Consider the following 25,869-nt stretch of genomic DNA (forward strand, 5'->3'; position numbering starts at 1 on the left):
TTTTCATGTCAAAAAAGTGTTCTTAAAGCGTCAAGAAGGCGCCAATTAAGCTTTTTCAGTTCAGCGGCTATGCTGATCTCCATACACAGATTTGTTCAAAGGAGATTTGCTGATGCCCTGGCGTTGGTTTTTACTTTCACTGCTTACTGCCACATTTATTGCTTTTGGTTGGATTTGGATCGAACCCTGGTTTTTTCCTGCTTCTGAAGCCCATGAAAAAACCGAGTTGGCTTCGGTGCAACCCGCCACCGTGCTTCAACCCGGTACCCAAGTGTTGATCTCAGGGGCCATCAAAAAACCAGGCCTGTACCGCATTCCCAAGGGGTCTTTGGTCTATGACCTGATCCAAATCGCAGGTGGCCTGACCCCCGAGGCCGAAGTGTCTCAAAAACTGCTGGAAACACGTGTACCCGAACAGGGAGAAGTGAAAATTCCGGCAGCTCAGCCCCCGGCTCCCTCCGCCGAGACAAGCGCTGACGAACCCGCACCCAAATCGCGTAAAAAAACCACCCGAAACCGTCACAAGGCCTCATCCAGCCAAGCCAGCCCTGTACGCAAACTGGATCTGAACCGGGCCACCGCCGCCGAGCTTGAAAGTTTGCCGGGGGTTGGCCCCAAAATGGCCCAACGTATTCTCGCCTGGCGCAAGGCACATGGTGAATTTTCAAGTGTGGATGAACTCACCCAGGTCAAAGGCATTGGCAAAAAACGCCTGAAAGAACTGCGCAGGTATTTTAAATGAATCCCAGCGTGATTTTCCCCCTTTTGGCCTTTGCCCTGGGCATTGGAATTTCGGCCTGGCCGATGCAGGCCCAAGTCGGCAGTTTGATGATACTTGGCCTTTTGCTGGCCCTGTGGGGAAAGTATCAGCGCTTCTGGCTCAAACTCAGTTTGCTCTGCCTGTTCTGCAGCCTGCTGGGGTTTTCATGGGCTGTGTTTCGCACCCCCCACCCCAGCGCCCAAGACCCTGTGCTTTATGCCCCCGCAAAACAGATCTCCCTTTCAGGCCGGGTGCTCAGTGCCCGCAGCAGCGAGGGCAAACTTTCACTGCGCCTGAAAGCCCATCAATTGAAGCTGAAAGGTCAGACTCTCAAGGTTTCGGGTCAGGTGCAGGTTCAACAAGCGCTTCAGGCACACGGTGCACAGGCCCCAGAGCCACCTGCCCCCGGCAGCGAAATTCAAGTCACGGGCTCACTCGACCGTCCTTTACCGGCCTTAAATTTTGGCGATTTTTCTTACCGCGATTATCTGGCCCGACAAGGGGTCTTCAGCCTGTTTCGAGCGCGGGAACTAAAAATTTTGAAACAACCGTCGCCTGTTTCCCCTCCCTTTTTGCTGCACCGCTTGCGCCAAAAGCTGTATACCGGTTTTGCCCGTTCTTTGCCCTCTGAGCACGCCGCTCTCTTGGGCAGCCTGATCTTAGGAGAAGAGGCTGCTTCGGTTCCAGAAGCTCTGAAAGAACGCTTTCGCAAGGCTGGTTTGCAGCATGTCCTTGCAGTTTCAGGTTTTCAGGTGCAACTGCTGCTTTTGGCCTGGCTGGGAATCTCACGCCTGCTGCGCCTTTCCCGGCGCATGAGTGCTCCACTGGGGGCCGTTTGGATTTTTCTGTATATGGCCCTTACCGGTTTTACCCCCTCGGTTTTGAGAGCCGGCCTGGTGGGCTGCCTGGGGCTGATCGCCTGGAGCTGTTTCCGTCGGATACACGCGCTGCAGGCCTTGATTCTGGGTGCGGGACTTTTGCTGGTCTGGCGCCCCCAAATGCTGTTTGAAGTGGGTTTTCAATTTTCGGTGCTGGCCACGCTGGGCCTGATCTGGGGAGCCCAGTGGGCCGAGGCCAAGCTCGACTTTTTACCCCTGCCCCTGGCCCAAACCCTGGGGGCGCTGCTCACCGCCCAAGCCTGGGTTTTGCCCGTACAGCTCTATCACTTTGGCGAGGTTTCGCCGCTGATTATTCCCGCCAATCTTTGGGCCAGTCTTTTTGTCAGTCTGCTGACCTGGATGAGTCTGGCAGGCATGGGGCTGGGGCTCTGTCTGCCCACCCTTTGGAGCTGGCTGGCACCGCTGATCAGCTTCAGCACAGGCCTGTTTCTGAATGGGGTGGTCTTTTTAGCAGCCTTGCCCCTGCCCAGTTTGAGTGGCCTGTATCCCAGCGGATTTCAGGTTCTGCTCTGTTTAAGCTGCCTGCTGATTCTACCCTGGCTGCATAAAAAACAATGCCCGCCAATTTTACTGGTTTCGCTTCTGCTGCTGCCGCTCTTGAGCGGTGCGAACCTGCTCAAAGAACAACAGGGTTGCCCCCTGCGTGTCACCTATCTCTATGTGGGCCAGGGCGATGGCATTTTAATTGAATACAAAGGCCAAACTGTTTTAATCGATGCCGGCCCCCGCCAGGAAAAAGAGGGAAAGGTTTGGGATGCCGGTCTGCGTCATATTTTGCCCTATCTCAAACGCCGGGGCATTGCCCGTATCAACCACGCCCTGATCAGCCATGCTCACCAGGATCATGCCGGAGGCTTTTCAGGCCTGCTGGACAGTCTGCCCATCGAGCAGTTCTGGGCTCCGGCAGAAAGCCCCGCTTCAGATAGCTATCTGGCTCTGCTGCGTAAAATTCAAAGCCACCATCTTCCCCTGCACTTTCCCAAGCAGGGCGAAAAACTTGTGCTGGCCCCTGATTTGGAGCTGATCTTCTGGCAGGGCCAGACAGAAGCGGGCGAAGACCACTCACATGGCCCCAATAACCAGTCGCTGGTGGTGCAGATGCGTCACCAAAACCTGCGCTTTTTATTTGCCGGGGATATTGAAAAAGAAGCAGAAAACGCTCTGCTGGCCTCGGGTTTAAACCTCAAAAGTGATATCTACAAAATTCCCCACCACGGCAGCGATACTTCTTCGCAATCCAAGTTTATTGCCGCTGTCGCCCCACGGGAGGGCATTGTTTCTGTGGGGGTGGGCAATCAATTTGGGCACCCGGTCAAAGCGATTCTTGAGCGTTATGCACAGCAGGGAAGCAGGGTCTGGCGCACCGATCAGCAGGGCGCGGTCTGTGTTTGCAGCCAGGGAAAAAGTTATCAGATAGGCTCGGTTCAGAAATGAAGACTGGCAAAGCGTTCTTAACGAATCACCAAACCAGATAGGTGCATAGAATTTATCAATAAAGTCTAATTTTTCAACTCATCAAGCCTTTGACAGTCTGCTTTTTTAGCAATGCGTCTGAGATAAGTTTTAACCGTGTTAATGCTCAGGTTGAGTTCACTGGCGATTTGCGCTTGCTTATGGCCCTTTCTGAGCAAACTCAAAATATCAAGTTCTCGTGTACTCAATTGACGCTTCCAGTGTTCTTGCTCTGAAGACGCTCTGCTCTTTTGATGCATCTGCACATAGACCGAGGGATCCCAGCAAATTCCACCCTTGAGTATTTTATCCAAGGCCTCTTCCAGTTGATCCAAAGTGGTTCCCTTCAACATGTAACCTTGAATAGGGTGATGGGCTGTGTCTTTCCACTCTAGCCAATCATCATAACCACTAAACAGAAGAATCCGAGGGGGTGCGGGTAGATCCTTTGCAAACAGAGCAATCTCCATGCCATTCATATCCGGGAGCTGCAAATCAAGGATCAGTAAGTCTGGGGAGTGAGTTTTAAGGATTTCAATCGCTTGACTCCCAAGTCTTGCTTTGCCCAAAATCTTGAAACCATAAGGCAACTCACAACTGTGGGTAAGCCAATTTTCCAAGAGATTTAAGGTATTCAGGTCATCATCAACAAGTACAACCGTAATTTCTTGACGCATTTTTTCTGTAACTCTGCCCAAGGTGATACATAACTTTACATACTATTTCTCTAGATGAAACGAAAAATTAATATTACTTTACATCTGAAAAATAGACCTAAAAATCTGAGTTTTCACTTTTTTAAAAAAACCATAGAACACTTGTGAATAATAGCTTTCAAGGTCATTGATTTTGTTCAAGCGACATAAAAAACACCCCTCAAAAAAGCAAAATCCGGTGTCACCCAGTGGGTGACAGACAGATTAATTTCTTAATGCTATAAACATGTATGTGTTTTGAATTTTTATATCGTTTTACATTCTTTCAATCACAAATCGCCAATTTTTGAAGGGAACATCTCTGGGCATGAAAAACAAATATTCTGTAGGTTTAAATTTAATCTTGGCCACCAGCTTATTTTTAGGAGCTTGTGTTCCTCAAAATACTCAAAACACACCTGTTCAAAATCTAACTGTTCAAACAGAAAAAATTCAAACCTCAAATTTCTTGCTTAAACCCACTTCTATTTCTAAGGGTAGTGTAGACTCTACAGAATTACCTGTTCCTAGTTTCAAAACTCAAGCATTTGCCTCCTCCCCCTCACTTCTCAACGGGACTGCTGGTTCTGCAGCAAGTAGCCCTTATTGGTTATTTAGAGGGTATTTTCTCTTAGGATCTACGACAGTTATTAAAGCGACACTTAATCGTACGTTGACCTGTCAAAGCGAATTTTTACCATCCACCATCTATATCTACGATACTGGTGAAACAAGTAATCCCTTCTCAGCTGGTTTTGGTTATGTTCCTGACCTTCAAGGGTACGATGGTCAATATATTATTAATATGCAAGACGAAGTAGGCAATCAATATACCTATAATGTTCTCTTAAATAATGGACGGCCAGCTCCTGCAACATGTGGTCCCATCACAGCCAGCCCTTCACCTTCTCCGACGCCCTCTCCTTCTCCCTCATCTGGAGGAGGGGGCGGTAATAGTGGAGGGGGAGGTAATGGTGGAGGAACCCCGAGTCCAACACCAACTCCACCGATCTGGAATCCAGAAGAAGTTTGTAAATCTAAAGTTTGTGATAACTTCAAGCGAGAAGATATCAATGCTCTTCTGAATAGTGTTAATGAACTTGCAAGAAAATATGAACAGCTTACAGGAAACTCTGAACCATTAAATAAACTTAGTTTACTTAATGAAGGTTTTAATATAAAAGCCAATTCTAGCGATAGGATTTTACTTGATGGAATTATTGAAGCCTTGGAAGAAATGCGTGATAGTGTTCAAAAAAATCTTGAACTAGCGAACGAAAAGATTGCGGCTCTTACTGTCGAAGTAAATCAGTTAGAACAAGACATTGCAGCACTTAATGTTCGACTTGAGAAAATTAAAAAAGCCCCACCCTCACAGATAAGTTCAAACACTAAAGGAGAGCTTATCTCTTCACTATTACAAGAAAAACGCCCTCTTGATCTAGACTACTCACAGAAAGCTGGGAAACTGGATACTCTTGTAAGCGAAGCAACATCCTTTGAAGGAATGCTTGAAATCGCTGGAGATAACGAAACTCTTGCCCAAACAATCATTAATTGTATTATAGGGGATTGCTACCCAGAAAATGGTTCAGGTAAGGGGGTTAATAATCCTGACGCCCCTGGATGCTTTAGAAAACTTACAGGAAGCCAGCCAATTGATCTCATAGGAAAAGATGGTAATATTATTAGGTCTTATACAACAGCTCAAGGCCGGTCGTATGAAGGTCATGGCGTAAACGCTCAGCCAGATCCAGCAATATTTTATCAGGATGAAAAGGTAATGGGAGAATTGAATGCATCTTGCTACAAGCCCGATGTAAATATATATCAAACCAGAACAAATATTGATTGGATGAGGGCTGGCTATGCCCCTTGCGATGCCAGTGGGCTTAGTGATAAAAGAGATAAAGGACTTACTGTTCAAATTCACCATTTTAATCAAGACCCCAATGGACCTTTTATTGAAATTTCAACAGTGATCCACCAACAAGTCTCTCATCCAAATAATGTAAGCACGATTCATCATGATAGTTTTAATAGATTAACTTCAAAATACTGGCGATTAAGAGCAAAACAATTGACTGAAGGCGAGTCTTCAGTTAGCTGCTCACCCTAAATATAAATAAAAATCATGGAAGAGAATTTCTATGAGTATTGAGCGATTAATTAAAGCTTTTGAACTTGAAAAACGGATTCTGGGAGCGGGGGATAAAAAATGTCCGCTCTCAGCTATCCAGGCTGCTGAAGAAGAACTGGAGATGGTTTTTCCTCCGACTTACAGATACTACCTGGAGCATATCCACCTCAATACTCATACCCCTATTTTTGGTGTTGAATTGACTGAAGATGGGAGACTTAAAGAAACCAGCTCTGTCTTTGTCACCTATGACCTCAGAAACTATGAAGATCTACCTGATGAGTACGTTTTGATTGGTCAGGAGAGTGATTTTCAGCATGTTTTAGATACTAGTCAGGTCAATGAGGCAGGAGAGTCTCCAGTCATCAGTTGGCATGAAGAACATCAACAGGTTGTTTACCCCGATTTTGATTGTTTTTATTTGGAAAGAGTGGATGGGGAAATATATAACGCTATGTGTGATAAGGCCGAAGAACATAAATTAAGTAAAGAAGAGGTTCTTGCTTATATTCAATTACATGGAGATTTAGGCCTTCCATCTGCAGAGCAGCGCTTTCTGAGAGTCAATTGGGACTCGTTATTAAACTACTATGCTAAGTAAAACTTAATATTATAGAAGAATTAATTTTTGTATCAGCATCATACTTTCAGAAGATTGAATTACTACTAAAGCGAAGCCAATTCTTCCTGTCTCAGAGAAATCCCGAGTGTGTCCTGAATCCGTTTTAAAGTAGAGGGCTGAATCTGGCCTTGATTTTTCTCCAACCGAATCACAGTCGCAGGAAAGGCCTTACTCTCTGACCAAGCAATCAGGTAAAGGTCAGATCAAACAAGTTCGAAAATGCTAAAGTTATTGTAAAGCTCTGTAATCGCTACAAATCCAATTATCCAAATCCATAAAGAATAAAGATTTATGCCAGATTTAAAAAAATTCTATTCTACACGCAATCTAAAGGGTTTAATGAACCCTTCTAAAATTCATGATTTGTCACTTGCTATGGCAGTCTTGCATGTATTGATAGAAGTAGATCCTGCCTTTAGATTTTTTAATCTAATGCACAAGGATGAGATCAGTTCAGCATTTTTGTTTATGACAAACAATTCAGGAGATGACGGATTACTTGTGTTTGGGGAAAATAAAAGTGAAGCCTTATTTTTAGGCTTTGCTCATGAATCGGCTCTTTCTGATGGGTATTACGATCTTCTCAAAAACATGAGATCAAAAATACCGCATAATTTAATACCACTCTATGATTTTGCTGGTAAACAATTATTGGATGCAGCAACATTCTGTATTTGGTATAACCCAACTCTTCATCAATGGGAAACAGCGAATACTAATTTCCCTTTTTTATCTAAAGATACTCAAAAACTGGGACTCAATTCTTTGCCGGACTATCCCTGGTTTATCGATTATATTGATGGTTCAGCCTATTTTCTTAATTGTTTTGATGGTCAGCCAGAAACATTTAAAGAAGAGGTTGATGAGAATTTTTACACTCCAGATGTAATAGAAAGCTTTGACCTAAACGTTATCCAACAGGTCTATGCTCATCAACCCATTAGTGAAAAAATGGCTCGTTCAATGAATCCAAATGCTGATTGGGAAAAAGTTAAAGAGGAAGTCGTTTCCCTAGGATATCCTATTCAATAAAATTTGTTTTGCTGCCCCTCAAAATTTTAATCATTGGCAATATTGCTAAAAACACTCCTCCACCCGCAGAGAAATCCCCAGAGTATCCTGAATCCGTTGTAACGTAGCGGGCTGAATCCGGCCTTGGTTTTTCTCCAACCGAATCACAGTCGCTGGAGAGGCCTTACTATCTCTCCACGCAATTGGGTAAAGATCAGTTTGACAAGTAGGATAAGTTTGAGTAATTGTTTAAGAACAAAACAAAAAGGAACTTTTAACTTGAAACTAAAAACATTTCAACCTTTTTTAGTTGGAGTATTCCTGCTTTCCCTCGTAAGTTGTAATCCAAACTTACGCAATGCTCGTTGTGGCAATTGTACGGGACCAATCTTAACCATTCACTTTGACCCACCAATAAGGGAAGATATTGAAATTGAGATCAAAAGTGACAAAGAAAATTTCATTAGAAAATGTGAACTTTCACCTCAAAACATTCAACTATTTGATCCTGAGCCTAGAGGAAATTGTGAAGGAGAACATATAAAATTGGAACCATCCCCGAGCACACCATCTTCATCTCCTTCGCCTTTGTCTGGAAGAATCCCCCCCTTACCCACAGTTACTCCCTATCCATCGTACAGACAAGTGAATTTTACTAAATATACAGTGAATCAGTTTCAATCAAATCAATTTGAAGTCATTGTTAGAAGCCTTCAGGGTAAGATTTTAGAGCAAAAAATGTTTGAATTAAATTTTGAATTAAACCCCAGTTGTGGGGCGGAATTTAAAAATTGCTCGGAAAAAGATATCACACTTCATTTATCCAAACCCACTGAACCAAACCCAACACCCAGTTAAACTAGATGCTAACGAAAATCACTTTAAGAAAACCCAGCAGCCCCGTATCAGGCGTGATGACGCATACTGTGGGCCAATTCCCGTGAAGCCCCCATCAAATCACTTTGCAGCTCCCAAACCGAAGAAGGACGCCCCTTGACCCGGTACCCCCTGCGCACATGCTCCTGGCACAACCCCAGCGGATCTTCAATTTCAAGCTGGGCAGGGCCGTAGCTCAGCAAAGCTGGAGCTGTCGCATCGAGACGTTTGGCCTGGTAATAGGCATTGAAGTCATGGGGCAAAGACAATTGCACAGGAAAACTTCGTCCTTCACCCGGCATCAGCGCTGCTTGAATCAGCAGCAGCATGTCCATTTGCGCATCTTCCTGCACCTGGGGATAACGGGCCAGGGTATAGCGTTTCAATTCGGCATAAAAAGCACCCCAAGCGTTGGCACTGCGTAAGCTTTCACGCAATTCAAAATGCGTATTGATCACGTCATGGGCAGGAGAATAGGCATCGTAAAGACCCGGCAGCCAGGTATAGCCCTCTAACTGGGGAATATCCAGCAAAAGCTGGTCAAGATAATCAATCGGATCCAGGCCATATTCCCAATCCAGCCAGGACTGCCAGTATTTGAGCATGCCATAGGCATGGGTACAGCGGAAAAGACGGGCAATCTGTTCAATCTGGCGCATATCTGCATCCGAAATATCACGGGTCGACAAAAGCATGCCTGTTGAGTCGTATTGGATCTGCCATTGATTCAGATAGTCAGGGTCAGCCATGGGGCTGTTGGGCAAAACCACGGTGCGAAAAATCTGCACTTCAATATCCTGATAAAAACAAAAACGCAAATCCTGCTTAAAGGACGCACAGGTGCTGCCCGGCAGACCAATCATGAGCTGGGTACTGAGGGGCAAATGCTTGTCTTCAAAGGTTTTGCGCAGTTTATCGTATTCGCTGGTTTTAATATTGGTGCGGTTTACGGCCTTCAGCGTGGCTTCATCGCGGGATTGCAGAGAGACAATGCCGCTGCTGAGCAGGCCCGCGTCAATCAGGATTTCAATAATATCCACCAGATGCTTTTTGGTGTTCTTGGCATAATTGGTCACAACCCGAACAGGATAGCCATATGTTTCTTTGGCCTGACAGATAAAGCGGGTGATTTCAACATCGCGTTCAAAAATGCCAAAATTGGCATCGGTAATCCAAAATTCAGAAATTTTATGCTGCCCCAGCCATTCAATTTCAGCTTTGACACGCTCAAGATCATAAAGTCTGATCTTTTGCAGGGTGGCTGAGCCCCAATCACAGAAAGTGCAGCCATAGGGGCAACCACGGTTGGTTTCCAACGCGGCAGAACTCCACTGTGAATAATCGAGGCTTTCAAAAATACCATTGAGATAGGGCGAGGGATAGAGATTGGGGTTTTCAGCACGGGCCCGTGCGGCGGTTTTGACCAACTGCTCACCCACTAAAAACCCCAGCCCTGGAATTTTTTCTGGCAAGACAGGGGTTTCAGCCCAAAACTCCAGCAGTTCGGTAATCGTCACTTCGCCTTCGCCATGCACCGCAAAATCCACTTCGGGGTGCTCCTGCAGAAAGGTTTTACAGGTTTCAAAATAGGCAGGGGTATCCGGGCCCCCATGAATGGTCAGCGACTGGGGAGAATGCGCTTTGACCCAACGCGAAATCTCAAGATTGTCGGGGCGGGTCCACATATAGTTTGAAAAAAGGCAGATTCCCGGGCCATGGACGGCCATTAAAGCTTGCAGCTCTTCACGGGTAGCCGCAAAACGGGGGGCCGTATCAAAACGCTGCGGGTCAAGATGTTCTGCTGCATAGCCCAGAATCAGGCCCAAAGCCAGGGGGGCCCATTGGGGCGTGGGATGAATACAATACAGGGGAATAGGATTCTGGTCTGCAAATAATTGAGCCAGCACGGTTTCTTTCACTTCAATCGGCCTTTCTGTACTCAATTCAGACGGTAGGTCTGATAGGATTCTTCGCAGGGATTGCCCAGAGAAACTTGAATTTCGCCACTGCGGGGCTTGATCACGACCGAACAGGTCGTTTCAAAATAATCACCATGTCGGCAGAGGGTATTGTCATTGCCAATCCCCAAACGGTGATGGTCACTCAAATAGGCCTTGAGATCTTCTTCATGAAACTGAATACGGGTGCCGGTCAATTCGTAGAGCCGGTCAAAACGAGCTTCTGAAGATTCGTGTACACGTTTACCCGCCAGCTCTGGCACACTCTTTTTATGGGAATAATAGGCATTGACGGGAATATCGTGGGGAACCAAGCCCGAGGTTTGGTAATGGTTGGTGGCAATTAACAGATTCTGTTGCACCTGTTTAAACTCCACCACTCCCGATGAAATTTCGAGCAGAAACATTTCTCCCTGGGCATCGAGAATCGTCATGATCGCGCCCCCGGCCTGCTTGCCGTCTTTGAAAAAATCCACTGCCTGACGGGCGGTTTCGCAGGTGCGCAAAGCTTCTTGTACCCGAATCGAGATCGGAATCCAGTCTTCGGGCTGGGTTTGGCCATAGCCATAGTTATAGGTGATGGCGACACCGGCCTGATTGAGGCCCGTATGGCAGCCTGTCAGCGGCATCAGGGTCAGGTCCAGCGAGGCAAACCCTTCACTGGGAACGGTTTTACGAACCAGATTGGAAGTGCGCAGGAAAAAAGGATAATCAAAATTCTTGACCAGAACAGGTTCTTCTGTGGCTGAAAAAGCAGCGGGAATCGCCAAAGAAGAACAGGCTCCCAACTGAAAATCGACGGAAGCCAATAAAATTTCGGCCGCACAGACAAAGGCGAAACGGTTCAAAGGCAAACCACTGCCTGCAGCCAGGCCTTCCATCTGCTCAAGATAAGCGGGGTAAGCCTTGCGCAAAAACGGCAGGAACTGCCGCCTGGCCTGCCACGAAGCCAGCGAAACCGCCCAATTCTGTGGCAGCCAACGGGGCTTTAAAAGCCCAAAGGTTTCTGACTGAAAAAAAGCGTTAAAACACAAACCCAGAGAACGTTGAAGTTCCTTGCCCTGGGTTTTACCACGCTCAAAGGGCGTGCCAACACACGCCAAAGGCTGGACGGTTCTCTGAAGTGCCTGCGAACTCATTTTTGGGCCCAATTTGTATTCATGCTATAATTATATACCAGCACAAAAAAGAGATACTACTGCCTTTACCATGCGCCACGTCATCAGTGATTCAAATTTTCTGAATGGTAAGCCCTATTTGGGCGGAATTCGCCTGTCTCTTGAAATGATTTTAAACGAATTTCTGCAACGCAAAACCATCCATGAAATTGTGCGCAAATATCCCCAACTCGCTGAAGAAGATGTGCTCTTTGCACTGCAATACGCCATCAAAACCGTCAACGCCCATCCTGAAGACGCAGATATCCAGCGTTAGCCCCCATGCGCCTGCAAAAATATTGGCTTCTCCTGCTCTTGAGCGCCTGTGCTTCAGTACAAACACCCGAAGAGGTTGAGCGCAATTACCCCTACCGCGATGTCAGCCGTGTCTTGCAGCGCGTAAGAGCAACGTTTCCTGAAGCACCAGACGCCTATTTCTCAATCCATTATCAGGCGGGCAAGGTCAATAACAAAGCCTATCTCGGCATTTCACAAATCCGTTTGTATTGGCCCGCCAACCAATCCACAGCACCTGTGCTGGGGCGCTTCCGGCAGCTGATGCAAGAATTTCAGTTCGAACAATTGGAATGTCTCTCGGTTGAGACCGGGCGCGAAGTGCATTTTACCGGCCTAAGCGATCCTCTGCGCGAAATCGTGCTGGATACGGCCTGCGGTTAATGAAATCTTGTCTGATGCTCAGTTTTTTACTCAGTGCCTGTCTGCATTTGCAACCCACCCCAGAATCGTCGCCCACCCCCGACAGCCTGGAAAACCAACTGCGTAAAACCTGGCCCCAGATCGAAGCCCTGCAAAGTGAACACTGGCCAGAAAACAGTGGCCATCTCAGCCAATTGCTCAAAAAGGTAGAGTTCAATCTGCCCCAAAGCGCTGGGCAAAGCGAAGCGCAGTTGCGTGAGCAGGCGCGTGAGCAGGCGCGTGAAAGCCTGCGCGAAATCTTGCAGGCCCAAGCACACCCCGAAGCCGACTGCATTTCAGTTCAGGCCCAGTTGAGCGAAAGCCATTGGCATCTGACCCTCGAAATTGTCTGTCGCTAAGCCCCAAAGCTTTGACACCCGGACCTTTCTTCCGCTAGAATCAGTGCTGGTTCCCCAAAACAATCAAGGATAGCTGCTGATGCAACCGCTTTATATCGCCTTTATCTGGCATATGCACCAACCCCTCTACCGAGACCCTGAAAGCCAGTATTATATGATGCCCTGGGTACGCCTGCATGGGGTCAAAGACTATCTCGACATGGCCACCATTCTGGAGAATTACCCTCGGATCCGTCAGACCTTTAACCTGGTGCCCTCGCTTTTGGAGCAACTTCAAGATTACGCCGACGGGAACGCCGAAGACCGCTATCTCAACCTGAGCCGGATTCCTGTTGCCGAACTCAGCAACGATGAAAAAGAAGAAATTCTGCATAATTTCTTTGACCTGAACTGGGATCAGATGGTTCGCCCCTATCCCCGTTATCTGGAACTGGCCGAAAAACGCACAACCCTCTTTCACCACTACCAAAATTATTACCAGGTCGCAGAACATTTCAGCGATCAGGAGTTCATGGATCTGACCGTTTGGTTCAACCTGGCCTGGATTGACCCGGTTGTGCGCCGCCAAAGGCCCGAATTGCGTGCCCTTGAAGAAAAAGGCCAGGGCTTCAGTTCAGAAGAGCGCAAAACACTTTTGGCTGCCCACCAAAGCCTGATTCAGGAAATTTTCCCCACCTATAAACGCCTGCAGGCTTCCGGCCAGATTGAATTGACCACTTCGCCCTATTACCACCCCATTCTGCCCCTGCTGACCGACAGCACCTCAGCCCTGGAAGCCCGCCCCCATCTGCGCCTGCCCGAGCAGCACTACCTGCACCCAGAAGACGCCATCGCCCAACTGCACAAAGGCCGGGATTTCTTTACCCATTGTTTTGGCCAGACTCCCCGTGGGGTCTGGCCTTCGGAACAGAGCCTGAGCCCTGAAATTGTGGCCCGCATCGCCGAAGAGGGCTTTAGCTGGGCCGCCAGCAGCGAAGGCATTCTCTGGCATACCCTGGGCGTACAACCCCACCGCAACAGCCAGCATATTCTCAATTTAAGTGAATATCTCTACCGGCCCTATCAGGTGCAGGTCGAAGGACAAGCCCTGAATCTGGTCTTCAGGGATATTTTTATCTCAGATCAAATTGGCTTTAACTGCTGGAAAGGCGACAATGAGCGCAATGCCCACCATCTTTACCAGCATATCAAAGGGATTCAAACCAATCTGAGCCAGAAAGAGCCCTATCCCTATCTGCTCACCATTGCTCTGGATGGCGAAAATTGCTGGGAATACTACCACGAAGACGGCCACCATTTTCTCAATACCCTTTACAGCCTGCTGGAAAAAGATCAGAGCCTGGAATGCGTCACCGTTTCAGATTATCTGGACCGTTTCCCGCCCCAACAGGCCCTCGATACCCTGCACAGCGGTTCCTGGATCGGCTCAGATTTTCGCACCTGGATTGGCGATCCCACCAAAAATCTGGCTTGGGATTTTCTCAAAACCACCCGCGATTTTCTGGTTCAGAACCAAGACAGCATCGATCCAGAAACCCGCGCCAAAGCGTGGGAGTGCATCTATATCGCCGAAGGCAGTGATTGGTTCTGGTGGTTTGGAGAAGGCCATAACAGTGCCCATGACCACCTTTTTGATGCTGCCTTCCGGCGCTACCTTGAAGAGGTCTATCTGCTGCTCGAACAGGAAGTGCCTGAATGGCTGCAAATCCCCGTCGAGAACCAAATCGACAACCCCGCTCCCCAGCTCAGGCATTTGAGTACACCGATCAGTACCATGCAACCTGCCAATGAGTATTATCACAGCTAGAGCAGTTCCTCCCGGCAGAGAGTTTCTCTGTCGGGAGCACCAAACCCAAGCACTTCTCGCCACAGACAGACTCAGCTTCCCCCACGCGCATTTCAATCCCAAAGCCTTAAAAAACTGTAAAAGACGTCAGAATTTAACCTTGTCAGGGATGTTTTTTCGTTTTTCAATATGAGATAATAAAAGGGAATGATTTTTCCTGGAGACGTTTTGAAATGCAAGTCAACAAGCCCGTATCCACCGATCCTTTCAAAAGCAAACCTGCTACCTCCCCCACCAGCGCACCGGATCCTTTTAAAACCAAACCCTCGGGCAGCACGCCCGCCAGCGGCCTGAAAGAAGGAGATGGTTTCAATGCCAGCCAGAACGACCTGATCGGCAAGCACTCCGCGATTGGCGCAAAACGCGCTGAACTGCTTGAAAAAGTAGGGGTGAGCAGCCTCAAAGAACTGGCCCGGCGCAATCCTGAACATCTGGCAGCCTCGCTCAACGAAACCAATCAAAAATTGGGCATCACCAAGGAAAAATATTCGGCAACCACCGTTCAGAAATGGGTGGATGAAGCCAAAGATCTGGTCGCCAAAGAAATTCCCGCCAGCACAGATCCCTTCAAACCCCAGCCCAATCAACCCAAACCCGGCAATGGCACAAGTGGTGGCAATGCCGGTGTCGACCCCTTCAAACCCAAACCCGGCAATGGCAACAATGGCTCTCCCAGCGGGGTAGATCCCTTTAAGCCCCAACCTGGCTCCGGCACAGGGGGCGCAGTCGGCGTCGATCCGTTTAAGCCCCAACCGGGCCAAAACAATACGCAACCCGTCGTGCCAGTTGAAACCGAAGAAGATCGCTACCGCAGCGCCGAAAATACCTACGACAGTGGCCGACTGCATGAACTCGCTTACGACGACAGCCCCCGTGTGCGTGCGGCTGTCGCAGGCAATCGCTATACCCCCCAAGCCACCCTGGATCAACTGGCACGGGACCGTTACCCTGAGATTCGTGCTCAGGTTGCTGCCAATGGCGCAACCTCAGCCTATACCCTGACCCAACTGGCTGGCGACCAGGATTTACAGGTCAGAGATCTGGTTTCACGCCGCAAAGATTTGCCCAGTGATGCCCTGCGCCGTCTGGCCCATGACCCCAGCGGCGATATTCGCCTGCGGGTCGCTGGCCATGCCCGCCTGCCCCAGGAAGTCATGGAAAGTCTGGCAGGTGATGCCAACAGCAATGTACGTCGAACCCTTGTTCAGCGTGATGATTTGCCCACCCATGTTCTGCGCCGTTTGGCCAAAGACCCCGATTCCAGCATTCAACTCTCGGTACTGGCCCACCGCAATACCGACGCCTCAGTTTTGTCAGAAATGGGTTCCGACAGCGACAGCCGGATTCGCGCCGGAGTCGCCGCCCATCCCCGCGCCACCGAAGCCATGCTCGTCTATCTGGCTGCCGACAGTGACGCCAATGTCCGCAGTGCGGTCGTCAAAAATAGCAATACGCCCAGCCGGGCCCTGGCAACCCTGACTCAAGACCCCAACCCCGCCACCCGACTGGCCGTGGTCAACCACCGCAACGCCAGCCCCGAAATCTTCGACCGCCTGCTTGAAGATCGTGAAGGCAGTATTCGCATGGCCATCGCCCAACGCACCAGCAGCGAAGATCAACTGTCTTTCCTGGCCCAGGATAGCTCAGCAGAGATTCGTCAAACGATTGCCAGCCGCACCCATCAGGCCGATACCCTGGCTGGCCTGGCCCAGGACAAGGAATCCGGCGTACGCCGGACGGTGGCCACCAATGGCAGCACCCCTGCCAGCACCCTGGCCAACCTGGCCACAGACAAAGATCCTGCCATTCGCGGCAGTGTTGCAGTTCACCGCAACAGCTCCGAAAAAACCCTGCTCAAGCTCGCAGGGGATGAAGAGGTGAATGTGCGTTTGGCCGTCCTGCGCAGCCCCAATTTGACCCCCAATGTGCGCAAACAGGTCTTGGACAAAGGGCTGAGCCCTGAAATCACCCAGCAATTGCTGGAGGATAGCCGCACGCCCACCGAAACCCTTGAGCAGCTCAGCAGCCAAACCACCACAGATGCTGCCCGTCAGCGCCTGATTTATCATCCCAATGGCAATGAAAAGACCCTGCGTGCGGTCATGGCCCAACCCTTGGGTGAATCCCTGCAACTGACCCTGGCAGGCAATGAGCGCACACCGCAACTGGCGCTGGCTCTGCTGGCGGAAAAAGCTGAAAATGATGGGGTTCAGGAACGCCTGCTGCTCAATAGCAGTGTGCCCGCCAATCTGCACAAAACCATTCTGGACAAAGGCCTGGGAGCCGAAGCCCGACTCAATCTGGCCAAGAACACCCAAACCCCTGCGCCCGTCCTGAGCCGTGTCGCCAGCGAAGCCGAGAATGACGCCCAACGCCTGGCGATTATCCGCAACACCAAAGCCACGCCAGACATGATGCGCACCGTGCTGGGTCAACCCCTCAATGCGGCCAGCAAAACCAGCCTGGCGCAAGACACGCGCACCCCTGCACTGGCGCTGGAAGCCATCTCCAAAGACCCTGTCACCCACAAGGATTTGGCCCGCAACAGCAGCACCCCTGCTACAGCCCTGCTCAATATTGCCAAGGGCAATGACAGCCAGAGCCAATTCTTGGCAGGCTTTCACCCCAACGCCAATGCCGCCGTGGGAGATGCCCTGGCCAGCAGTTCCAAATGGGAAGTGCGTTACGCGCCCGCCAAAACCCAGAAAGCCTCAGCAGCAAGCCTTGCCAAGCTCAAAAAAGACAGCAACTCCTGGGTCAAAGACATGGCCAATAAGAGTACCCCCTTCTTTGGCACGGGCTGGATTCAAAACGGCAAACTTGAAAAAGGTCTCAAAGCCGCCGGAATCAATGTCGAGGAACTCGATCAGCGCAAGATTCCTTTCAAGCTGACCGACTAACCCCCCAGCTCCTCTTCAGCGCTGAGCGAAAAGTGCAATCACTTTCTGCTCAGCGCTGTTTTGCCAAGCAGAGGGGGCCAGCGAACACGCCCCAGAGTTCCTGAGAGATATGCTAAATTGAAATCATGATCACCTGGATACAGCTTATGATTCCGCCCGTCATCGGTGCAGGAGTGGGGTATTTTACCAATGACCTGGCTGTGCGCATGCTCTTTCATCCCCTCAAGCCTGTGTATATCCTGGGTAAACAACTCCCCTTTACACCCGGTCTGGTGCCTGCGGAACAGACCCGTCTGGCTGAAAAAATTTCGCATTTAATCGTCAAAACCCTGCTGACGGAATCGGATTTTCACCACCTGGCCCAAGCATTGGTGACCCATGAACGCCTTGAAAAAGCTGTTCATCTCAGCGTGGAGGCCCTGTTGGAAGAAATGGGGCAGCCTCAAAAACTGCAACTGCTCTCTGAGGATATCGGCGAAGCCCTGGCAGCACTGATTCAACGCAGCATTCCGGCTCTGATCGAAAACCTCTCTGAAAAAAGCCTGACCCCTGATCGGATTCGGCTGGTGCTGGATCGGGTCATGGACAGCGTACTGGAGAACTTTACCCTGACCCCTGCCATGGCCCGCTTTCTGACGGAACGGATCATGGCCAGTGTGCTGACCCCCGATCATTTGCGCAAAAGTTTGATCAGCCTGCTCACCCCAGCCAATATCGCCGCAATTGATGAACTGGCCAAAGCAAAAATGACGGGCAAATACGCCGTCTTGCTGTTTTTTGTCAATCTGCCCGAGGTGCTGACCAAACTCAAGGTCTTTTTGGACACAGAACCTGAACGGGCCGATGAAATGCTCAAGGAAATTCTCTTGATGATGCGTTTGGATGACGTGATTTCAAGAGGCCTGCTGCGCTTTAACCCCCGCGATATGTCCTGGGAACATCTCAATCACTTCAAAGAAAACCTGGTGCATTGGATTCATGACTACCTGAGCCACCACTATGACGTGATTATCCCCCCCCTATTTGAAAAAATGGACTTGCCCTCGTTGACCCGCGATCTGATTCAACGCTTCAACCCCCAGGATATTCCCCCGGCAACGATCCACACCATCAAACGTGAAATTACCCGTTTTATTGAACGCTATCTGGATGAAAAGCTTTTTGAGCTGGTGGAGCAGGCCCTCGAAGTGGCAGATATTCAAGGCGTAATTGCAGAAAAAATCCGCAATTTCTCCCCCCTGCGCATGGAAGAAATTATCATGGAGGTTTCACGCAAGGAACTGGGCATGATTGTCACCCTGGGCGGCATTCTCGGCTTTGTGATTGGGCTGGTACAGAGTGGCCTGCTGCTGCTCATGGGAGGCCTCTAAAAATCTGGCCCAGGCAGAAACCTGGGCCAGACATCAAGCGTCAGAAAACTAGCGCATCTTCACCGCCTTCTGAATGACTTGCTCTGCCGCCAGAAATTCAGGCCTCCGCAATTCAGCTGGCAAGGTCTTACTCAGCATCAGCATGGCATAGAGCTGGGGCCAGGAGCGGTGATGGGACAGATTCAAAGCCCCATTTTTCGCATAGGCCAGCGCGAAGGTCTGCAAGGCCTGGTGCAAACGCTTCAACTCAAGCTGAATCTGGGGCTGAGCGGCAAAAGCCTGCTCTACCAGGGGCCAATCCAACTCAGGCTCGGTGCTGCGCAAGAGCACATGCAAGCCAGAATCTTTGCCAGGCTTGGGTTCCAGCAAGAGCAAAATGCGATGAACCAAATACTGCTCCGTATCATAGGCATTGCGATAATAGTAGCTCAGACGATAGACATCATCCGAAAGATAACGCCAGGGTCTTGCCAAATTTTGAGCCAGTTTCAAAGCCGCCTGTTTGCTTCCTGCCTGGCGCAGGGCCTCTGCTTTCCAACCCCGCAAATCGCCACTTGAAAAATAAGGCAAGGCTTTTTCAGGCTGATTCTGAGCCAGGTACCAAGCCCCATGCCAAACATCTGGCTGACGACCCGTGGACACCTCTGGTGCCTGACAGGCCAAATTCACCGAGTTCAGCTTCCTCCCAGCAGAGAACCTGCCCTTCAGCGCTTTAAAATAGGTTTGAAGTGATGGCAGAGTTAAGGCGATTTGCTTGTCAGCACACAATTCTGGCCGTCTTCTCAGCAGCGAGTTGCCCCAAAGTGCAGCCTCTGGCAAGGATTTCTGATCTGCCTGAAACTGAATCTGGGCCGAACGCTGATAATAAGCCAGGGCCTCGGCAGACAAACCCGCCTCCTGTGCCACGTTTCCAGAGCGGAACCAGGCCTCTCCAGCCTGGGCCGGAAAACGCAAGGCCAAGTCTTGCAAAGTCGCCAGGGCCTGACGGTATTGAAGCAGGTTCTGCTGAAGCTCAGCCATTTGCAGCAAATCCTCTGGCTGCGGAGCCTGTTTCACCACCTCTTGCAGCGCTTTCAGAGCCGCCTGGGGCTGACTCTCTAACTGAGCCAGTTTTGCCTGGATGCGCACCTGATTCATTGCCAGGCCCTGTTCTCCCGCCTTGAGCCAGAAACGGGCCAAGTCTGAATAATAGAGTACCTCTTGCCGTGCGTCTTCATCCTGGGCATAGCGCCGGGAACCGGGCCAACTTGATTTCAAGCCTGTCTCCAGGGCTGATTCAGCCATCAACAAAGCAGCATCAGCATCCCAGGGGCTCACCAAAAGACGCTGAAGACCCACTGTGGAATTCAGCCTGCGACGTTCTTCCCAAGGATCGCCCCAATCTTCGGACTTTGTATCTTTCAAGTAAATAAACTTGATAATATCTGAGCTTAAAAGCCAGCGGTCAAAGGCACTGCGGTGAAAAGCCCCTTCAGACTGACTGATCAGACGCGGCAGCGGTTCAGCTTGAATACCCCCATAGGCAAGCCCACAAAACAGGATACCAGGCAGCGCATAATGGCGGCCCGCCCGCAAAGCGATCTGAAGTGGGGCTTTTAAAGGCTCCCAAAACCCCTGGCGAAAGCGGTAAAGATCGTAGAGACGAACCAATAGCGCCATTCCCCAAAGCAGCCAGGCTGGCCAGGCGGGTGTATGCAAAACAGCCAGAAAAGCCACAAAGAGCGCCGGTGCAAGGGTGATACTGAGGCCAAATAGAAAAATACCTCCCCAGAGCAAGACTTCGCCGCCCAGCAGGAAGAAAACAGCAACTTCGCACCAGGCACCAAGCTGCAAATACTGCCAAATCTCAGGCTGAAACCCGCCCAAGATCAGGGCAAATCCTGCCAAACCCAGCAGTAAGCCACCTTGCAAGGCCCAGCCTCCAAGATATTGCCCAAAAGCGTTCTGAGGTCGCGAGGCCCAAAATTCCCAGTATTTTTGCCCCAGCATGCGGGGGGGAATCAAGAGAATCATGGCCCCCATTCCCACACAGCCCCCCTGCAGAATCGTCAGATAAAGGGTATCGATGCCTGTGGCAGTTACAAAAGCCGGATTGCGCAGAAAAATCAGGGTCAGCACCAGCAGCCCCAAGCCTCCCACAAACAGCAGTTGTAAATAGGTTTGACGTGCAGGCTGGGTAAACAGCACAAACTGCTGCAAACGGCCCCGCCAGCCTCTGGCTGTGGCAAAAGAGCCGCTGCCCGCTCTCGGCGCAAGCAAACGGGTGAGTGTTTCACTGCTTTGTCCCAAATCCAGCGAAGCGTCGATAAAGAGATCGCCCTGGTATTGAAAAATCTGACGGTAGAGCAAGAACAAAAACCCAAACCCTCCTCCCCAGGCAAGCACCCTACCCAAGGGCAGCCCCCAGGCCTGCCAATCTGAGAAATAAATCAACCAGAGCAGCAGCAGAGCAGCGGGCAGACTCAAGGAAAGCAGTTGCGCCGGTGAAACACACATCAAAAGCGCAAGAATCAGGCTCATGCCGATTACCAGCAGCGTGCTTTCCCAGGAAAGCTCACGCCCGGAATCATAGCGCAGGGATTGAGACCAATACGTCAGGCCCAGTAAAACCAAGCTGATTCCTGCCCACCAGCGCAGATATTCACGGCGAAGCAATGCCAGCAGTTCCATACGTTGCAGGGAACGGGTCTGCAGCCACTCCCCATACAGGGTCAGAGAAAGCAAAGGCAGACTGAGCGTCAACAGTGCCACCCGGATACTTTGACTGAAAAAGGCAAACCCCCAGCGAAACAGATCAAAGGAGCGATAGCCCCATTGATTGGGAACTTCCAAAAGACCCTGAATCAGGGAAAAACTTGAAAGCAAGAGCAGCAAGACAAAAGCCAGCAAAAGACTCTTGCGAAAACTTTGCCGAAACAACGCTATGGGGTGGCTGGACATAGAGCACCTCCGGCTGTTAGGGTGGATGTGTAGATAATAAAAATCTCCTCCAGTGAGAGGGGGCTGTGTTCAATACGCACCTCCGGAAAACGCCGGAGGAGTTTTTCTTCTTCGTTTGCAGACCAATTTTCGTGAATCAGTTCCAGATAACCCGCATAGGCTTTGCTGTGGACAATGCCCTGAAAATCTTTCAAATCAGAAACCTGTAGATTTTTACTGAGCAAGGTCACTCTGCGGCTTTGCGCCTTGAGGGCCTCCAAGGATTTTTCGAGCCGCATCTGCCCATTGACCACCAGGCCAATCTGGTCGGAAATTCGCTCCAAATCGCTCATCTGATGTGAAGAAATCACGATCGTGGTGCCTGATTCGTGAATCAGCTCAATCATGCTTTCCAAAAACTCCTGACGCGCCAGGGGATCCAAACCACCGGCAGGCTCATCGAGAATCAAGAGACGGGGACGGTGCCCAATCGCCAGAATCAAGGCCAGTTTTTGACGATCTCCACGCGAAAGGCTGAATACTCTTTTCAAGGGATCCAGTTCCAGGCGCTTCAGCCATTGCTGAACATAGGCCGCATCCCAGGCCGGATAAAAAGACCCGTTATAGGCCAGAATCTGATCCACACGCAACCAGGGAATCAGTTGCATGCTGTCTGAGCTATAGCCCATCTGCTGACGTAAATGCAAGGGCAAGACTTCTGGGCGGTGCCCCAAAACCGCTACCTCACCCCCCGTCGGACGAATCAGGTTCATTAAAATCCGCAAGGTGCTGGTTTTGCCTGCGCCATTGCGCCCCAACAAGCCGTAAACACAGCCTTCGGGAACCTGCATATCCAGGCTCTTTAAAGCTTTTTGACGACCGTAGGCCTTTTCAAGCCCCTTCGCCGCAATCACATATTCAGACGCCATTTAAGGAAGAACCTCCTGCCAGTTTTTTTCAACCAAGTTCACGGCCTCTGGGCAGCTAAACCCTAACCAGGCCATATCTTTACCAAAGCGACCCGCCAGTTCATTGCCCTGCTGATCGCGATCCTGCGCTGATTGGGTCAGCGCAGATTCACTCACAAAACTGCCCCTGCCCACACGCGTTGTGAGCAGACCTTCGCGTTCCAATTCGCGAATGGCCTTGGCCACCGTATTGGGATTGACCCGCAATTGCAGGGCCAGATCCCGAATCGTGGGCAAGGGGTCACCCGGAGCGAAAACGCCCAAACCAATGGCATGCCGGACTTGCTCCATAATCTGAAGATAAATCGGCGTGCCACTTTCCGGATTAATACTCAGCACAGTATCTCCTTTCACATTTTATTTGTACTATTGTACTAGTCAAATAGTACAATAGTACAATTCAGATTTCAAGCCTGCCTGAGTAAATAACTTGATTATCTGCAAAGGCTTCGGCTATGCTTAACCAGGAAAGCCTGTCAATAAGCAGAGGAGCAGAAGAAATGATTCAGAATTCCCACAAACGGTTAAAAAAATCTTCGCTCTACTTCAAGCAAAGCCTCAAAGCCCTGTGCCTGCTCACCCTTGTCTTCACGCCCGGCTGCGCATCTGAAGAAGTTCAGGGCGAAGGCGAAGTAAAACAGGAAGAACGCACCCTTGAAAACTTTCAAGCCATTGCCGTAGAGCACAACTATACCCTTCAAATCGAAAGCGGCAAGCCCCAGAAAGTCACGGTTGAAGCGCCAGCAAACCTGCTCGGTCAGATCGAAACCAGTGTACAGGGCGGAACGCTGAAAATCACCAACGCCAAGGGCATTCATTTTCGCTCAAGTTCGCCCTTGAAAATCAGCATTTCAGTGCCTGTTCTCAACCGTTTGGAAGCTTCAGGCGCATCCAATCTGACCCTGAATGGGATCAGTGGCCCCGCTTTTTCAATGCAACTGGATGGGGGCCACCAGGTCAGGGTTCGTGGTGGAGAGCTTGAAAAACTCACGATCAAAGCTGCGGGAGCAGCCAATATTGAAACCTTCATGCTACGCGCCCAAAGTGTCGATCTTCAAGTGAGCGGCGCAGCAGCAGTACGTGTGCGTGCCGAAAAACAGCTCAATGTCGATGCCAGCGGTGCCTGTAAGGTGGAATACACAGGCAACCCCCAAATCACTCAGAAATTATCTGGTATGAGCGAGTTGCACAAGCTTTGAGAGAATCATGTCCGTATGGAGCTGGGCCGCCTTAACGAGAATAGGGCAGCGCAATCATCGCTGAAACGGGGTGTTGCTGAACAAAACGCATGATAATGGCTCCTCCAACTCCCATCATGATCAGACCGAGAAGCGGCTGAGGTTCGAACTGAGCACTCAAAAGCACGACCAACAACAGCAGAAGATTGTAGCTGGCATGCGCCAAAATGCTGACCTTCAAACTTCGCGAATAGACATAGAGCACCCCAAACAGACGTCCGACCCAGGCCAGATAGAGGATAGCCTGAAGATGCATCAGCCCAAAATAAAGTGAAGATTTAAACAGGGCTTTAGGAAGCGTCGACTTTGATGCCAAACGGTGCAGTAAAAGACCTCTGAATAAAAACTCCTCGACAATCGGAGCGATCACAACAGCCAAGAGCAAAACCATCAAATTGTGTAGATTGTCACGGGGGAAAAGTACAGGGCGCAGAAAGATATTTTGCGCAGCATTGGCATCATGCCATTGAAAAACATGAATGATTCCCAAAATAAAGAGCACAAGCGCGCCACTGAGTTTCCAAACCCAGTGAGAATCAAAATTTTGCTCAATAGGCCCTAGAAAATCTTGAAAATGAAAACCTGCCCTTTCAAAAAATCTGCTCATTTTGGAAAAAAGAATCGTATAGACACCCATAGCCCAAAAAAGAGTAAAAAATGTCAATTGACTCTTTTCCTCAAAGAACACAAGCTGTTCACTGTTGAAATCGACTTGAAAAAACAAAAGATCCAAGAGATAGACGCATAGAAAGCTGAGGAAAGTCAAAATCAAAAACTTCAAGAGCCCGGAGGAGAGGCGGATCTCGGCAAAGTTTCGATGTTCTTTCTGAACATACACCTTGAGAGGCCCAGAAATAAATCCCTGATGCAAAAGATGTTCTAAAAAAGGACATGTCATTGTTTTCACGTTGGACGGAGGCGGAGCTTTAAATATTTGAAGGTCAAAATCTTTCCTCCAGAGTTGAAAACAGAAGTGAAACATGAAGGCGAGCAAACACAGGGCACAGACTCCAGCAACGATTTGAAGCCATTGCGGAATAACGACAAGATCCCACTTCAAAAGATACAGCCCATAACTGAAGCCTGCTATCAGGACATTTAAGAATTGATGAAACAGCAAGGTTCTTCTCAGACTGGTTTTCCACAGGTAATGAAAACCGAGAAAAGCGCCAATTAAGCTCCCCTGCAAGAAAAAAGGCTGGTAGAGATAGGCACTCAATAAACAGAGGAAAATAAAGGACAGCGCGGGAGACAGGCCGCGCTCCAAAAATCCGCGAAAAATACCCAGCAGGCCCAACCAGGCAAACAGCAAGGGCTGAACAAATGCGAATATGACAAGTACAAAAACGAAAACGAAAGGCATCTCTTTAAAGGTTTCAAAATATCTAAAAAAAGCTTGAAAATAAATGAATTGATTAAAGTCATGCGAAGGGATCAACCCTAAAGAAAAACTGAAAAGCAGCAAGACTCCTCCCCAAAACATCCATTCTGTGGATTTGGAACGCTGTCCGCCTGTTCTCAGGGGCCCATGAAAAAGTGGCCAGCGTCGAAGACCTAAAGTTAACGCTGCAGGAAAAACGAAAAATAATTGAATTGAAAACCCGAGTAAAAACCAGATATAAAATGAGACAGAAACAGGGTTACAACCATGATCATCTCTAAGTAAAGCGTCAAAGCCATAGAGGTTCAGCATCAGCAACATCAAAAATAAAAAGGCCAGCCAACCCCATTCAAAATTAGGTTTGCGCTCAGAAATGACAGACTGTTTTTTGCCCATGATAGACCCAACCCATCTCAAATCATCGATTTTATGCTTAGCCCCCTAATTATAAGAGGCAGATCAGAAAACGCAAACTGACAATGGTGGATACAACACAAAGCCACTGTTTCTGTACGGTTCAATTCTACTCACAGCGAGAGTAAGGCTTCGGTACCCGCCTTCTGTAAAATCTGAACAGCAAGATTTTTTTGCATTCTGCCTGAATAAAAGTTAAAATATTCTA

The 25,869-nt window shown here is 49.4% G+C and carries 20 protein-coding genes; 13 read left to right on the plus strand and 7 right to left on the minus strand.

Translation table 11 applies throughout. The annotated features are described in order from the left end of the window. Positions 1–112: 112 nt before the first annotated feature. Together COW20_21780 and COW20_21785 are read left to right on the plus strand one after the other, a co-directional pair. Positions 113–742, plus strand: coding sequence for a hypothetical protein (locus COW20_21780; protein PIW44989.1), 630 nt, complete (start codon positions 113–115; stop codon positions 740–742). Next, positions 739–3,093 carry a DNA internalization-related competence protein ComEC/Rec2 gene (locus COW20_21785; GenBank protein ID PIW44990.1) on the plus strand — a complete coding sequence of 785 codons (2,355 nt, stop codon included), beginning with the start codon at positions 739–741 and terminating at the stop codon, positions 3,091–3,093. Before COW20_21780 ends, COW20_21785 begins: the two co-directional genes overlap by 4 nt. A 65-nt stretch (positions 3,094–3,158) precedes the next feature. Here the strand turns inward: COW20_21785 and COW20_21790 are convergent, their stop codons facing one another. Then, complete coding sequence (locus COW20_21790; GenBank protein PIW44991.1) at positions 3,159–3,788, minus strand: hypothetical protein; 630 nt, start codon at positions 3,786–3,788, stop codon at positions 3,159–3,161. Between the two features lie 346 nt (positions 3,789–4,134). On the opposite strand from COW20_21790, the gene COW20_21795 reads away from it, so the two are divergent. The 4 genes from COW20_21795 (at position 4,135) to COW20_21810 (ending at position 8,437) form a co-directional block, all read left to right on the plus strand. After that, the gene (locus COW20_21795; protein PIW44992.1) at positions 4,135–5,925 is read left to right on the plus strand and encodes a hypothetical protein; all 1,791 of its coding nucleotides are present in this window, start codon (positions 4,135–4,137) and stop codon (positions 5,923–5,925) included. 31 nt (positions 5,926–5,956) lie between these two features. Further along, positions 5,957–6,547 carry a hypothetical protein gene (locus COW20_21800; protein ID PIW44993.1) on the plus strand — a complete coding sequence of 197 codons (591 nt, stop codon included), beginning with the start codon at positions 5,957–5,959 and terminating at the stop codon, positions 6,545–6,547. 312 nt (positions 6,548–6,859) lie between these two features. Then, positions 6,860–7,600, plus strand: a complete 741-nt coding sequence (locus COW20_21805; GenBank protein PIW44994.1) for a hypothetical protein — start codon at positions 6,860–6,862, stop codon at positions 7,598–7,600. 645 nt (positions 7,601–8,245) lie between these two features. Then, on the plus strand, positions 8,246–8,437 hold the full coding sequence (locus COW20_21810; protein PIW44995.1) for a hypothetical protein: 192 nt from the start codon (positions 8,246–8,248) through the stop codon (positions 8,435–8,437). Between the two features lie 47 nt (positions 8,438–8,484). Here COW20_21810 and COW20_21815 read toward each other — a convergent pair whose 3' ends face one another. Then, a complete protein-coding gene (locus COW20_21815; GenBank protein PIW44996.1) occupies positions 8,485–10,374 on the minus strand; it encodes a hypothetical protein in 1,890 nt (629 codons plus the stop codon). 20 nt (positions 10,375–10,394) lie between these two features. Continuing rightward, complete coding sequence (locus tag COW20_21820) at positions 10,395–11,552, minus strand: hypothetical protein (GenBank protein PIW44997.1); 1,158 nt, start codon at positions 11,550–11,552, stop codon at positions 10,395–10,397. Positions 11,553–11,622: 70 nt separating this feature from the next. Between COW20_21820 and COW20_21825 the strand changes: the two genes are divergently transcribed. The 6 genes from COW20_21825 to COW20_21850 all read left to right on the plus strand — a co-directional run bounded on the left by COW20_21825 (position 11,623) and on the right by COW20_21850 (position 18,741). Next, complete coding sequence (locus tag COW20_21825) at positions 11,623–11,847, plus strand: hypothetical protein (protein PIW44998.1); 225 nt, start codon at positions 11,623–11,625, stop codon at positions 11,845–11,847. A 5-nt stretch (positions 11,848–11,852) separates the two neighbouring features. Next, a complete protein-coding gene (locus COW20_21830) occupies positions 11,853–12,248 on the plus strand; it encodes a hypothetical protein (GenBank protein PIW44999.1) in 396 nt (131 codons plus the stop codon). Continuing rightward, positions 12,248–12,625 carry a hypothetical protein gene (locus COW20_21835; GenBank protein ID PIW45000.1) on the plus strand — a complete coding sequence of 126 codons (378 nt, stop codon included), beginning with the start codon at positions 12,248–12,250 and terminating at the stop codon, positions 12,623–12,625. Before COW20_21830 ends, COW20_21835 begins: the two co-directional genes overlap by 1 nt. Before the next feature lie 79 nt (positions 12,626–12,704). Continuing rightward, complete coding sequence (locus tag COW20_21840; protein PIW45001.1) at positions 12,705–14,432, plus strand: glycoside hydrolase; 1,728 nt, start codon at positions 12,705–12,707, stop codon at positions 14,430–14,432. A gap of 212 nt (positions 14,433–14,644) precedes the next feature. Next, on the plus strand, positions 14,645–17,371 hold the full coding sequence (locus tag COW20_21845) for a hypothetical protein (protein PIW45002.1): 2,727 nt from the start codon (positions 14,645–14,647) through the stop codon (positions 17,369–17,371). 125 nt (positions 17,372–17,496) lie between these two features. After that, complete coding sequence (locus COW20_21850; GenBank protein PIW45003.1) at positions 17,497–18,741, plus strand: hypothetical protein; 1,245 nt, start codon at positions 17,497–17,499, stop codon at positions 18,739–18,741. A 48-nt stretch (positions 18,742–18,789) separates the two neighbouring features. Here COW20_21850 and COW20_21855 read toward each other — a convergent pair whose 3' ends face one another. From COW20_21855 to COW20_21865, 3 genes are read right to left on the minus strand one after another with little or no spacing between them, the layout of a single operon-like run. Continuing rightward, positions 18,790–21,660, minus strand: coding sequence for a hypothetical protein (locus COW20_21855; GenBank protein PIW45004.1), 2,871 nt, complete (start codon positions 21,658–21,660; stop codon positions 18,790–18,792). Between the two features lie 2 nt (positions 21,661–21,662). Continuing rightward, complete coding sequence (locus COW20_21860) at positions 21,663–22,589, minus strand: ABC transporter ATP-binding protein (GenBank protein PIW45005.1); 927 nt, start codon at positions 22,587–22,589, stop codon at positions 21,663–21,665. After that, on the minus strand, positions 22,590–22,967 hold the full coding sequence (locus COW20_21865) for a GntR family transcriptional regulator (protein PIW45006.1): 378 nt from the start codon (positions 22,965–22,967) through the stop codon (positions 22,590–22,592). Between the two features lie 116 nt (positions 22,968–23,083). On the opposite strand from COW20_21865, the gene COW20_21870 reads away from it, so the two are divergent. Further along, a complete protein-coding gene (locus COW20_21870) occupies positions 23,084–23,827 on the plus strand; it encodes a hypothetical protein (GenBank protein ID PIW45007.1) in 744 nt (247 codons plus the stop codon). A 31-nt stretch (positions 23,828–23,858) separates the two neighbouring features. On the opposite strand, the gene COW20_21875 is transcribed toward COW20_21870, so the two are convergent. Further along, entirely contained in the window at positions 23,859–25,643 is a 1,785-nt protein-coding gene (locus COW20_21875) for a hypothetical protein (protein ID PIW45008.1), read from the minus strand. Positions 25,644–25,869: the final 226 nt, after the last annotated feature.

Source organism: bacterium (Candidatus Blackallbacteria) CG13_big_fil_rev_8_21_14_2_50_49_14, from assembly GCA_002783405.1.
Classification (GTDB): Bacteria; Cyanobacteriota; Sericytochromatia; order UBA7694; family UBA7694.